We start from the raw sequence: 12,815 nt of genomic DNA, 5'->3' as shown, positions 1-12,815 counted from the left end.
TTGGGTTGAAGAGGGTCAGGCGGGTATGCCGGCGGCGAGCAGTTCCACGAAGCCGACGTCCTCGCGTGCGACGCCGAAGACCTCGGCGCGGAGCAGGGTCCGCTCGGCCCAGGCGCGATGCGGCTTCACTTCATTCATCTTGTTCGTGTAGGCCGACCGGAGTACACCCCCGCCGCCGCGTTCCGGCCGCAGAATGTCCTGGGCGTCACTGAACTCCTCGTGACTGACCACGGACAGCGCGTGCACGGGCAGCACGTGGGAGGGGTGGATGCAGGTCTTGCCGAGCAGGCCGTTGGCCTGGTCGAGGGAGATCTCCCGCAGCAGGCCGTCCATCGCGTGCTCGATGAGTTTCTCGCGCAGCTCGACGGCCTGGACCTCGAGGAACGGGCTCTGCCGCAGCTGCGGCTTGAACATGCGCTCGGGGACCCGGAAGTACTCCCAGACCGGCCCGGTCACGGTGAAGCCGGTGCCGTCCGCCCGGCCGAGCATGTTGACCACGTCGGCGATCACGGAGGCGACGACCTGGACGTCGTAGGCGGTCATGTCGGGAGCCCGGCGCAGGCCGTAGGAGGAGCAGAAGTCGGTGACGCCGAGGCGCAGGGCCAGCACGCGGTCGCGGAACTTGTCGACCGCGCGGGCGATGCCCTCCAGGGTGTCCACCCGGGACTCGCGGTACAGCAGCTCGGGCGACTCCAGGACCGGCATGGCGAACAGCCGGCGCCCGCTCTCGGCCTCGGCGGTGGTGAGGGCCTCCAGGAACGGGAGGCCGCGCTCCTCGGTGAACTTCGGCATGACGAAGCCGGACAGCAGCCGCGCGGTGGCGCCGAGGCGCCGTACGAGGTCGGGGATCTGCTCGGGGGCGCGCACCCGGATGAAGAGCAGGGGCGGTTCCGCTCCCGCGCGGGAGTCGAGGTCGGCGAACTGCCGGACGAGGTTCTCCTCGCCGGCCACGACGTCCGCGTCGTCGATCGAGTCCTCCAGGCACAGCACCATCGAGACCACGCCGTTGCCGGTCTGCTTGACGATGTCGTCGGCGAGCCGCGGCCGGGTTGCCGGGCTGTAGAGCGTGGCGCCCAGGGCCGCGGAGAGCAGCCGGGCCGGGGAGTCGGCGGTGAACTCGCACGGCTCCTGGTGGAAGAGGCGCTGCCGTACCTCGGGGGCGATGTGCCCGAAATGACGCATATGACTCCTCGGTGCGCGCAAGCCGAGCTTGTGGAATGGGTAAAGGGTGGCCGGTAATAGTACGTAGGGATCCATGTCGGAGGTTCCCCTCGGGCATGAATTTCCGGTAACTCGCCCGTGTCGGCAGCAACACCCCCCGCATTGTCGTGGCCAGGACCAAGAAGGCAGGATGACCGCATGACGCACGCGATGCTGAAGGGGTCGAACGTCCCGCTCGAAGCCACCACGGTGCGGGCCGTGCTGCGCTGGACCCCCGGGCAGGGAGTCCCGGACGTGGACGCCTCGGCGCTGCTGCTGGGCACCGACGGCCGGGTGCGCTCCGACGAGGACTTCGTCTTCTACAACCAGCCCCGGCATCCCTCGGGCAAGGTCTGGCGGCTGGGCAAGAAGCGGATCACCGAGGGCCTGACCGACACCATCCAGTCAGATCTCTCCGGGGTCGAGTCCGGCGTCGGCCGCATCCTGCTGGTCGCCTCCGCGGACGGCGAGTCCTTCGACCGCGTCCCGGCCCTGTGCATCGTGCTGTACGACGCCGCCGTCGTCGACGGCGAGCCACTGGCCCATTTCGAGATCAAGCCGGAGACGGGCGCGGAGACCGCCATGATCTGCGGCGAGCTGTACCGGCGCGGGGAGGGCTGGAAGTTCCGCGCGCTGGGCGAGGGCTACTCGAACGGCCTGAAGGGCCTCGCCACGGACTTCGGCATCTCGGTGGACGAGTCGGAGCCGGAGGAGGAGGCGCAGCAGCCCCAGCCGCTGCCCGAAACCACGTCCCAGCCCCTGCCCCCCGAGCAGCCGACGACGGTCCCGCCCCAGTCGGCCTACGGCTACCCGCAGCCGACGTCACCCCAGCAGCCGGCCTACGGCTACCCCCAGCCGACGTCACCGCAGCAGCCTGCCTACGGCTATCCCCAGCCGGCCCTGACAGCCCCGGACCCGAACTTCAACCTGCCCCCTCAGGGACCACAATTCATCGGCCGCTAGGGGACGGCCAACCCAGGGGCGCGGGGAACTGCGCGAGAAACCACGACGGACCCGCACCCGCCTCCGCACCGGGCACCCCGAGTTCTTGGGCGGACCGGCGTCGGCGCGGCGTCACTTCTCCACCTTGGACTTGTACCCGCGCCCCCACGTCAGCCCCCACCCATACAACCGGTCCAGCTCCCCCTGGAACCCGTACACGAACTTCACCTCACGCCGGACGACCAGCTCCCCCTTCACGTTCTCGATCATCACAACCGCACATGACCGGGCCTGAGGATGCCGCTCGTCCAGGCCTATCTCGATACGAGGACCATTGCTCGGGTAAAGGGTCACGATCGCGTGCGTACGGTCGAACGCCGGCGTCTGGTCGTAGATGTACACGAAGACCAGCAGCCTCTTGATCGCGTCCCGGTGGTCCAGGTTGATGTACATCGTCTCGCCGGACGCCGACCCGAACCGGTCGTCCCCGCTGAGCTTGATGTACGGCGGTGCGTTGACATCGCCGAGGTAGCCGCCGAGCGGCTGGACGACCCCCTTGGTGCCGTCGGTCAGCTCGTACAGACAGCCCAGGTCGAGGTCGACGTTGACCATGCTCTGCCCGTGCCCGAGCACCTCCGGCGGCTTGAGCGCCTTGAAGGGGTGCCGGAAGAGGCTGGTGCGCTGGTTGCTGTCGAAGTCGGTGGTCCGCATCCGCCAGGTCAGATTGACGCGCAGATGGCCGGTGGCCGCGTCCTGCTTGGTGAGCGACACCTGGTGGTGCCGCCGGGTCAGCTCGATCGCGTTGCTCGCCGCGCTGCCCGAGTCGAACTCGGCCCGGCTGCCCCGCAGCCCGTCGAAGAACCCCATTCCCGCCCCCACGTACTCGTCCCGAACGCCGTCGGGGCGGCCGACCACGTCGGCCGCCCCGAACAGAGCGTTCCTCACCGGACGGGATGCCACACCCCGTCACGTCCCTGATCTTGCCCGTAGGGGGCGCTCAGGGGCCGCCGGACGTCAGACTCCGGACGGGATCTCGGCCTTCTCGTCCGAGCCCGCCTCCCCCTCCGCGGCCGCCAGTGCGCGGTTGCGGCGGACGGAGGACCAGAAGGACCAGGCGATCAGGACGACGCCGACGAGACCGGTGACGACCTCGTTGATCTCGTACTGGATGGTGACCATGAGGATCACGGCCAGCGCGCCGATCGCGTAGTGGGCGCCGTGCTCCAGGTAGACGTAGTCGTCGAGGGTGCCCTGGCGGACCAGGTAGACCGTCAGCGAACGGACGTACATCGCGCCGATGCCGAGGCCCAGCGCCATCAGGACGATGTCGTTGGTGATGGCGAAGGCGCCGATCACCCCGTCGAAGGAGAAGGAGGCGTCCAGGACCTCGAGGTAGAGGAACATGAAGAACGCGGCCTGGCCGGCCAGGACCACCGGAGAACGTTTCTTCCCGGTGCGGGCGGCCTCTTCCTCCTCCTCGTGCTCACGCTCCTCCTCTTCCTCCAGCTTGTCCTCGAAGTAGCCGGAGAGCCCGCCGACGATCATGTACGTGATCAGACCGGCGATGCCGGCGATCAGCACCGTCTGCGCCTTGTCGACGTGGGCGCCGCCGTGCTGGTGGGCATGGGTGGCGAAGGTGAAGGAGGTGATGAGCAGGACGATCAGGGCGATGCAGACCGACAGCATGTCGACCTTGCCGAGCTTGGCCAGGGGCCGCTCGATCCAGCGCAGCCACTGGATGTCCCGGTCCTCGAAGATGAAGTCGAGGAAGATCATCAGCAGGAACATGCCACCGAAGGCCGCGATCGCCGGGTGGGCGTCCGTGACCAGCTCCTGGTAGCGGTCCTTGTTGTTGAGAGCGAGGTCGACGGCCTCGATCGGGCCCATCTTGGCGCTGATCGCGACGATGACGACGGGGAAGACCAGCCGCATGCCGAAGACCGCGATGAGAACGCCGACCGTGAGGAAGATCTTCTGCCAGAAGGCATTCATCTTCTTCAGGATTCCGGCGTTGACCACCGCGTTGTCGAACGAGAGCGAGATCTCCAGGACGGAGAGGATCGCCACGATGCCGAAGGCCTCCCACCCCCCGTAGAAGACCGCAGCGACCAGACCGATCGCGGTGACCGCGAACGACCAGCCGAAGGTTTTCAGAAGCACTGGCTACCCCATCGTGTTGGTACGGGTCTCCCCCGCGCCGTACTCGGCTTTACGAAACGTTGACTCCGAAGTCTAGAGCGATGCCGCGCAGCCCGGACGCGTACCCCTGTCCCACCGCACGGAACTTCCATTCGCCCTGGTAGCGGTAGAGCTCTCCGAAGATCATGGCGGTCTCGGTGGAGGCGTCCTCGCTGAGGTCGTAGCGGGCCAGTTCCTGGCCGTCGGCCTGGTTGACCACGCGGATGAAGGCGTTGGAGACCTGTCCGAAGGTCTGGCCGCGCTCGTCGGCCAGGTGGATCGAGACGGGGAAGATGACCTTCTCGCACTGGAGCGGGACCTTGGTCAGGTCCACCAGGATCGATTCGTCGTCGCCCTCGCCCTCACCGGTGAGGTTGTCGCCGGTGTGCTCGACCGATCCGTCGGGGCTCGTGAGCTGGTTGTAGAACACGAACCACTCGTCGCCCAGCACCCGGTTCCCGGCGCCGCACAGCAGGGCGCTGGCGTCCAGGTCGAAGGGGGCGCCGGTGGTGGAGCGCGCGTCCCAGCCGAGCCCGATCATGACGTTGGTGAGGTTCGGTGCGGCCTTGGAGAGGGAGACGTTGCCTCCCTTGGCGAGCGTGACGCCCATGATGCTGGTCCTCCCCTTGTGGTGCTTCCCTGGTTGTCCTGCACGTCCGGCGCCGACCGTAAACGGTGCGGCGCCGGACGGTAAGGGCGTCGGAACCCTGCTGGGATCAGACGTTGACGCCGAAGTCCTGGGCGATGCCGCGCAGGCCGGAGGCGTATCCCTGGCCGATGGCGCGGAACTTCCACTCCGCGCCGTGCCGGTACAGCTCGCCGAAGACCATGGCGGTCTCGGTCGAGGCGTCCTCGCTGAGGTCGTAGCGGGCGATCTCCTGCCCACCCGCCTGGTTGACGACGCGGATGAACGCGTTGCGGACCTGGCCGAAGGACTGCTGGCGGTTCTCTGCGTCGTAGATCGAAACAGGGAAGACGATCTTGTCGACGTCGGCCGGGACGCCGGCCAGGTTGACCTTGATCTGTTCGTCGTCGCCCTCGCCCTCACCGGTGAGGTTGTCACCGGTGTGCTCCACGGAGCCGTCGGGGCTCTTGAGGTTGTTGAAGAAGACGAAGTGCTGGTCGCTCGCGACCTTGCCGGAGGTGTTCAGCAGCAGCGCACTGGCATCGAGGTCGAAGTCGGTGCCGGTCGTGGTGCGCACGTCCCACCCCAGACCGACGATGACGGCGGTCAGGCCCGGGGCCTCCTTCGTCAGCGATACGTTGCCGCCCTTGCTGAGGCTGACTCCCACGAGTCCTCCATATGGTGTCCAGGGGCGGGGAGCCCCGTCGTGCTCGGATATGGGATCAACGTGCCGATCCTAGTGACGGGTTCCCGCCCCCCGCAGACCCTGGACCCGATGACTCACAGGTGTCGGCCCCGAGGCCGGATCACAGGGTGTCGAGCGCCTTCACGTACTCGTTCAGGTCGCGCGCGTCCGGCAGGCCGTTGATCACGGTCCACCGCACGACGCCCTCCTTGTCGATGATGAAGGTGCCGCGGACGGCGCAACCCTTGTCCTCATCGAAGACGCCGTAGGCACGCGAGACGTTGCCGTGCGGCCAGAAGTCGCTGAGCAGCGGGTACTCCAGGCCCTCCTGCTCGGCGAAGACGCGCAGGGTGTGGATGGAGTCGTTCGAGACGGCGAGCAGCTGGGTGTCGCGGTCCGAGAACTGCGGCAGGTTGTCGCGCAGCTCGCACAGCTCGCCGGTGCACACGCCGGTGAAGGCGAAGGGGTAGAAGAGCACCACCACGTTCTTCTCGCCGCGGAAGTCGGAGAGCTTCACGGTGCGGCCGTGGTTGTCCTTGAGTTCGAAGTCGGGCGCCTTGTCGCCGACCTGGATCGCCATCGTCCTGCATCCCTTCGGTGGGCTGATCGGGTGAGAGCGAGCAAACGCTCGGGAACCACCCTACGCAGCGATCACCGCAGGTTCAGCGCGGACTTTCGGACGGGCCGGGTACTCCCGGCCCGTCCGACGCCCTCAGAGACGAGGCGGTCTACTTCTTGCCGGACTTCGCGGCCTTCGGCGTCGCCAGACGCGAGCCGCTCCAGTCCTTGCCGACGCTGACGCTCTTCGACGCCGTCAGACCGGCAGTCGTCGCGGCTTCCGAGATGTCGCTCGGCTCCACGTACCCCGTACGGCCGGTCTTCGGCGTGAGCAGCAGGATGGCGCCGCCCTCTTCGATGTACGTGGTGGCATCGACGAGCACATCGGTCAGGTCGCCGTCCTCGTCACGGAACCACAGCACGACGGCGTCGGCCACGTCGTCGTAGTCCTCGTCCATCAGGTCGCCTTCGATGGCTTCCTCAATGGCCTCGCGGAGCTCCTGATCGACGTCGTCGTCGTAGCCGATCTCCTGGACCACCTGCCCGGGCTGGAAACCCAGCCTGGCGGCAGGGTTAGTCCGCTCCTCCGCGTGGTCCGCGGTCGCGCTCACGGGTTGCCTCCTGATCATGTCTTGGTGAATATCTCAGCCACGCGCGTGCGCGAAGCATTGGCCGTAGTCCACACGGGCGGGACGGATCGCGCAAGTACCCGGCCGTTCAGACCGCCGAAACGGTGACGATCCCGGCCGTGTCGTCGCAACTTCTGGCACCGTACCCCGATTCGCCATGACCCACATCACACCGATGTGCCCGCTTTGCGCCGTTCGGAATCATCCGGCACTACGAGCCTCGAACAAGTTTGCCAAGTCCGTCACAGCCCGGGCGTATCGTTGCGTTTTGACCGGACCCACGCCTCGGTTACCCCGCGGTAGAGATGACGTACGTCTTCCCGAGGTACACGATGGGGATCGGTGCAGGCACTAGGAAAAAAGTGGCCCTCTGACAGGTAAGGAACAGCGTGGCTTCCGGATCCGATCGCAATCCGATCATCATTGGCGGCCTTCCGAGTCAGGTTCCTGACTTCGATCCCGAAGAGACCCAGGAGTGGCTCGACTCCCTCGACGCCGCCGTGGACGAGCGGGGCCGTGAGCGGGCCCGCTACCTCATGCTGCGCCTGATCGAGCGGGCCCGCGAGAAGCGCGTGGCCGTGCCCGAGATGCGCAGCACGGACTACGTCAACACGATCCCCACCCGGGCCGAGCCGTTCTTCCCCGGCAACGAGGAGATCGAGCGCCGGATCCTCAACGCGACCCGCTGGAACGCGGCCGTGATGGTCTCGCGCGCGCAGCGCCCCGGCATCGGCGTCGGCGGCCACATCGCCACCTTCGCCTCCTCCGCCTCCCTGTACGACGTCGGCTTCAACCACTTCTTCCGCGGCAAGGACGAGGGCGACGGCGGCGACCAGGTCTTCTTCCAGGGCCACGCCTCCCCGGGCATCTACGCGCGCGCGTACATGCTCGACCGGCTCAGCGCGGACCAGCTCGACGGCTTCCGCCAGGAGAAGTCGAAGTACCCGAACGCGCTGTCCAGCTACCCGCACCCGCGCTCCATGCCGGACTTCTGGGAGTTCCCGACCGTCTCCATGGGCCTCGGCCCGCTGGGCGCGATCTACCAGGCCCGGATGAACCGCTACATGCAGGCCCGCGGCATCGCGGACACCTCCAAGTCGCACGTGTGGGCGTTCCTCGGCGACGGCGAGATGGACGAGCCGGAGTCGCTCGGCCAGCTGACCATCGCCGCGCGCGAGGGCCTCGACAACCTGACCTTCGTGGTCAACTGCAACCTGCAGCGCCTGGACGGCCCGGTGCGCGGCAACGGCAAGATCATCCAGGAGCTGGAGTCGGTCTTCCGGGGCGCCGGCTGGAACGTGATCAAGCTGGTCTGGGACCGCACCTGGGACCCGCTGCTCGCCCAGGACCGCGACGGCGTGCTGGTCAACAAGATGAACACGACCCCGGACGGCCAGTTCCAGACCTACGCCACCGAGTCCGGCGACTACATCCGCCGGCACTTCTTCGGCGACGACCACCGGCTGCGTGCGATGGTCGAGAACATGACCGACGACCAGATCCTGCACCTGGGCCGCGGCGGTCACGACCACCGCAAGATCTACGCGGCCTTCAAGGCGGCCGTCGAGCACAAGGGCCAGCCCACGGTCATCCTCGCGAAGACGATCAAGGGCTGGACGCTGGGCCCGAACTTCGAGGGCCGCAACGCCACGCACCAGATGAAGAAGCTGACGGTCGACGACCTCAAGGGCTTCCGGGACCGCCTGCACCTGCCGATCTCCGACAAGGAGCTGGAGTCCGGCCCGCCGCCGTACTACCACCCGGGCCGGAACTCGGAGGAGATCCAGTACATGCACGACCGGCGCAAGGGGCTCGGCGGGTACGTCCCGACGCGCGTCGTGCGCTCCAAGCCGCTGCAGCTGCCCGACGACAAGACGTACGCGACCGTGAAGAAGGGCACCGGTCAGCAGTCCATCGCCACGACGATGGCCTTTGTCCGGCTCCTCAAGGACCTCATGCGGGACAAGGAGATCGGCCGGCGGTTCGTGCTGATCGCACCGGACGAGTACCGCACGTTCGGCATGGACTCCTTCTTCCCGAGCGCGAAGATCTACAACCCGCTCGGCCAGCAGTACGAGGCGGTCGACCGCGACCTGCTGCTCGCGTACAAGGAGTCGCCGACCGGCCAGATGCTGCACGACGGCATCTCCGAGGCGGGCTGCACGGCCTCCCTGATCGCGGCGGGCTCGGCCTACGCCACCCACGGCGAGCCGCTCATCCCGGTCTACGTCTTCTACTCGATGTTCGGTTTCCAGCGCACCGGCGACCAGTTCTGGCAGATGGCCGACCAGTTGTCGCGCGGATTCGTGCTGGGTGCGACCGCGGGCCGCACGACCCTGACCGGTGAGGGCCTCCAGCACGCGGACGGCCACTCCCAGCTGCTCGCCTCGACGAACCCGGCGTGCGTGGCCTACGACCCGGCGTACTCGTACGAGATCGCGCACATCGTCCAGGACGGCCTGCGTCGGATGTACGGCAGCGACGCCGAGCACCCGCACGGCGAGGACGTCTTCTACTACCTCACCGTCTACAACGAGCCCATCCAGCACCCGGCCGAGCCGGCGAACGTGGACGTCGAGGGCATCCTCAGGGGCATCCACAGGATCGGCGAGGGTACGGCGGGCTCGGTCCCGGCGCAGATCATGGCGTCCGGTGTCGCGGTGCCGTGGGCGCTGGAGGCGCAGAAGCTCCTGGCCGAGGACTGGAACGTGAAGGCCGACGTCTGGTCGGCGACCTCCTGGAACGAGCTGCGGCGCGAGGCCGTGGCGGTGGAGGAGCACAACCTGCTGCACCCGGAGGAGGAGCAGCGGGTGCCGTACGTGACGCAGAAGCTGAGCGGTTCCGAGGGGCCGTTCGTGGCCGTGTCCGACTGGATGCGATCGGTTCCGGACCAGATCGCCCGGTGGGTGCCCGGCACGTACCAGTCGCTGGGCGCCGACGGCTTCGGCTTCGCGGACACCCGTGGCGCGGCCCGCCGCTTCTTCCACATCGACGCCCAGTCGATCGTGGTGGCGGTGCTGACCGAGCTGGCCCGGGAGGGCAAGGTCGACCGGTCCGTGCTGAAGCAGGCCATCGACCGGTACCAGCTGCTGGACGTCTCGGCGGCGCATCCGGGCGCGGCGGGCGGCGACGCGTAGCTCTGCGCGGCTTGAACGGTCGAGGGGGCGGTGCCTGTGCACCGCCCCCGTTACTTTTTCTTTACTATGCGGCCATGAACGAACAGTCGGCGCAGGCCCGTTGGGAGCAGCGCACCCAACGACCGCTGCTGGCGCTCGCGGTGGCGTTCGCCGTCGCGTATGCCGTACCGATCGTGGACAACCCCGCCAGCCGCGCCCTGACGGTCGCGTGCACAGCCACGGAGTGGGCGGTGTGGGGGGCGTTCGCCGTGGACTACGTGATACGGCTGGCGCTCACCCGGCGGCGCCGGGAATTCGTCCGGACGCACTGGATGGATCTGTGCGCCGTGGTGCTGCCGCTGCTGCAGCCGCTGCGGTTGCTGCGGATGGTGTCGACGCTGCTGCTGGTGGGGCGGCGGGCGCGGATGGCCTCGCAGATCCGGCTCACGACCTATGTCGGCGGGTCGGTGGTCGGGCTGTTGATGTTCGGGTCGCTCGCCGTACTGTCGGTGGAGCGGGAGTCGCCGGACGGGAACATCCGGACGCTGGGTGATGCGGTGTGGTGGTCCTTCACGACGATGACGACCGTGGGGTACGGGGATCACGCGCCCACCACCGGACTGGGGCGGATGATCGCCGTCGGGCTGATGCTGTCCGGGATCGCGCTGTTGGGTGTCGTCACCGCGAACATCGCCGCGTGGTTCATCTCCCGGTTCGAGAAGGATGACGTGGAGGAGCGGCGGCAGACGGAGGCGATCGCTTCGCTGACGGAGGAGGTTCGCTTGCTGCGAGCGGAAGTGGCTCGGTTGGCTGCGAACCACGAATCACAGCGGAGTTGACTCGGCGCCCGGTGCTGTTGCCGGCCGGGGGCAGGTACGTACGGTGCGTATGCGGCCGACGGGGCTGCAACTCCCCAGGGCGCGGGGCAGTGTTTGACATGCGGCTACCGCCGCGTGGGCGCGACCAGCCCCCACCGACCCGCAGACGAAGCACGGCCGAATCGCCGAAGGCGAAGGCGCGCGCAGCCCCCTCCGCAGCGCGCGCCGCGGCCCGGTCGTCCTCCCATGTCCTGCGGAGGACTTGACCCACTGTGACCCGCGGCGCGCGCCGAGTGCGAGGAATCTTTAGCGGAGTCACCCTGATAGGGGAAATCCGCCCCGGACGGGACCTCAGATGTGGCCGACTCCCGCGCCCGCCTCCCCGTTCTGCCCCCGCTTGGTGAGCAGCGCGACGAGGACGGCGACCGCCGCCACGCCCGCCGCCACCAGGGACGCGAGGCTCATGCCGGAGATGAACGTGTCATGGGCGACGCCGGTGATCTTCTCGACGATCGGCTCCGGGGTGCCCTTGGCGACCGGGGCCACACCGACCTGAACGGCCTCGGAGGCCTTGTCCAACTGAGCCGGGGTCAGCTGCGGCAGCCCCGCACCGGTCCAGTTGCCCGGCAGGTCGCTGTCGACCTTGGAGGCCATCACGGCACCCAGCACCGCCGTACCGAGGCTGCCGCCGATCTGCATGGCCGCCTGCTGGAGGCCGCCCGCCACACCGGACAGCTCCATGGGCGCGTTGCCGACGATGACCTCGGTGGCGCCGACCATGACCGGTGCGAGGCCGAAGCCCAGCAGGGCGAACCAGATCGACATCACACCGCTGCCGGTGTCGGCCTCGAGCGTCGACATGCCGTACATGGCGATCGCGGTCGCGGCCATGCCGCCGGCCAGCGGGATGCGCGGGCCGAGCTTGGTGATCGCGGCGCCCGCGAGCGGGGAGCCGACGATCATCATGCCGGTGAGGGGCAGCAGGTGCAGACCGGCCTTGATGGGGCTCATGCCGTGCACGTTCTGGAGGTAGAACGTCACGAAGAACAGACCGCCCATGAAGGCGATCGCCATCAGGACCATCAGCACGACGCCCGCGGACAGCGGCACCGAGCGGAACAGACCGAGCGGGATCAGGGGTTCGGCGACCCTCGTCTCCCAGAAGGCGAAGAAAGCGAAGAGCAGCGCCGAGGCGGCGATGAAGAGCCAGGTGCGGCCGGAGCCCCAGCCCCAGCTCGGCGCCTTGATCAGGGCCCACACCAGGCAGAACATCGCGCCGGAGAGCAGGACGATGCCGAGGATGTCGAAGGAGCGCGGGGCGCTGTGTCCATTTTCCGGGCTCCGCCCGAGGGCGGCGCGGTGGTCGCGCAGGATCAGCACGCCCAGGACCAGGGCCAGCAGACCGACCGGCACGTTGATGAAGAACACCGACTGCCAGTTGACGTGCTCCACCAGGACACCACCGAGGATCGGGCCGCCCGCGGTGGAGGCGCCGATCACCATGCCCCAGATGCCGATCGCCATGTTGAGCTTCTCGGCCGGGAAGGTGGCCCGCAGCAGGCCGAGCGCGGCCGGCATCAGCAGCGCGCCGAACAGGCCCTGGAAGACGCGGAAGGTGACCACCGCGGCGATGCTGTTCGACAGCCCGATGGCGCCGGACGCGGCGGCGAAGCCGGTCACACCGATGAGGAAGGTCTGCCGGTGGCCGAAGCGGTCACCGAGCTTGCCCGCGGTGATCAGGGAGACCGCGAGGGCGAGGAAGTAGCCGTTGGTGATCCACTGGACGTCGGCGAAGCTCGCCTTGAGGTCCTTCTGGATGGCCGGGTTGGCGATCGCCACGATGGTGCCGTCGAGGGCCACCATCATGACCCCTACGGCGACGGTGATGAGGGTGAGCCACGGGTGCCCGCGCAGCCCCGCGGCCGGGGCCGCCTCCGACGGGGCTGCCGGCGCCTTGTCCCCCGGCCCCGTCGTGTCGATGGTGGTCTGACTAGTCATGCGTTCGAGGCTAGTGACAGCCGCTGACAATTGACAAACCAATTCACAAGTCGGTAACTGACACAT

General features: G+C 68.1%; 11 protein-coding genes. 3 read left to right on the top strand and 8 right to left on the bottom strand.

The genetic code is table 11. From position 1 onward, the window contains the following. Nucleotides 1–15: 15 nt before the first annotated feature. Nucleotides 16–1,182 (bottom strand): HpcH/HpaI aldolase/citrate lyase family protein, encoded by a 1,167-nt coding sequence (locus tag ACIF83_RS29290; protein ID WP_393465624.1) that lies wholly within the window; start codon nt 1,180–1,182, stop codon nt 16–18. Between the two features lie 177 nt (nt 1,183–1,359). Here ACIF83_RS29290 and ACIF83_RS29285 point away from each other — a divergent pair, with 177 nt between their 5' ends. Beyond that, nucleotides 1,360–2,163: a TerD family protein gene (locus tag ACIF83_RS29285; RefSeq protein ID WP_393465621.1), complete on the top strand. Its 804-nt coding sequence runs from the start codon at nt 1,360–1,362 to the stop codon at nt 2,161–2,163. A gap of 111 nt (nt 2,164–2,274) precedes the next feature. Here ACIF83_RS29285 and ACIF83_RS29280 read toward each other — a convergent pair whose 3' ends face one another. The 6 genes from ACIF83_RS29280 to ACIF83_RS29255 form a co-directional block, all read right to left on the bottom strand. After that, entirely contained in the window at nt 2,275–3,009 is a 735-nt protein-coding gene (locus tag ACIF83_RS29280) for a Tellurium resistance (protein WP_393466976.1), read from the bottom strand. A gap of 147 nt (nt 3,010–3,156) precedes the next feature. Continuing rightward, on the bottom strand, nt 3,157–4,302 hold the full coding sequence (locus tag ACIF83_RS29275) for a DUF475 domain-containing protein (protein WP_393465618.1): 1,146 nt from the start codon (nt 4,300–4,302) through the stop codon (nt 3,157–3,159). Between the two features lie 49 nt (nt 4,303–4,351). Then, nucleotides 4,352–4,930, bottom strand: a complete 579-nt coding sequence (locus ACIF83_RS29270; RefSeq protein WP_393465615.1) for a TerD family protein — start codon at nt 4,928–4,930, stop codon at nt 4,352–4,354. Nucleotides 4,931–5,036: 106 nt separating this feature from the next. Beyond that, the gene (locus ACIF83_RS29265; protein ID WP_393465612.1) at nt 5,037–5,612 is read right to left on the bottom strand and encodes a TerD family protein; all 576 of its coding nucleotides are present in this window, start codon (nt 5,610–5,612) and stop codon (nt 5,037–5,039) included. Between the two features lie 139 nt (nt 5,613–5,751). Then, nucleotides 5,752–6,210: a peroxiredoxin gene (locus tag ACIF83_RS29260; protein WP_390850520.1), complete on the bottom strand. Its 459-nt coding sequence runs from the start codon at nt 6,208–6,210 to the stop codon at nt 5,752–5,754. A gap of 148 nt (nt 6,211–6,358) precedes the next feature. Next, nucleotides 6,359–6,799: a DUF3052 domain-containing protein gene (locus ACIF83_RS29255; protein ID WP_186581706.1), complete on the bottom strand. Its 441-nt coding sequence runs from the start codon at nt 6,797–6,799 to the stop codon at nt 6,359–6,361. 407 nt (nt 6,800–7,206) lie between these two features. Here ACIF83_RS29255 and aceE point away from each other — a divergent pair, with 407 nt between their 5' ends. Together aceE and ACIF83_RS29245 are read left to right on the top strand one after the other, a co-directional pair. Continuing rightward, nucleotides 7,207–9,954, top strand: coding sequence for a pyruvate dehydrogenase (acetyl-transferring), homodimeric type (gene aceE, locus ACIF83_RS29250; RefSeq protein ID WP_399731312.1), 2,748 nt, complete (start codon nt 7,207–7,209; stop codon nt 9,952–9,954). 74 nt (nt 9,955–10,028) lie between these two features. Beyond that, nucleotides 10,029–10,772 (top strand): potassium channel family protein, encoded by a 744-nt coding sequence (locus tag ACIF83_RS29245; RefSeq protein ID WP_393465605.1) that lies wholly within the window; start codon nt 10,029–10,031, stop codon nt 10,770–10,772. Between the two features lie 330 nt (nt 10,773–11,102). On the opposite strand, the gene ACIF83_RS29240 is transcribed toward ACIF83_RS29245, so the two are convergent. Then, nucleotides 11,103–12,749, bottom strand: a complete 1,647-nt coding sequence (locus ACIF83_RS29240) for an MFS transporter (protein WP_393465602.1) — start codon at nt 12,747–12,749, stop codon at nt 11,103–11,105. Nucleotides 12,750–12,815: the final 66 nt, after the last annotated feature.

It is taken from the genome of Streptomyces sp. NPDC085866 (genome assembly GCF_044541035.1).
In the GTDB taxonomy this organism is placed as follows: domain Bacteria; phylum Actinomycetota; class Actinomycetes; order Streptomycetales; family Streptomycetaceae; genus Streptomyces.
This window is presented reverse-complemented; position numbering and strand designations above follow the sequence as displayed.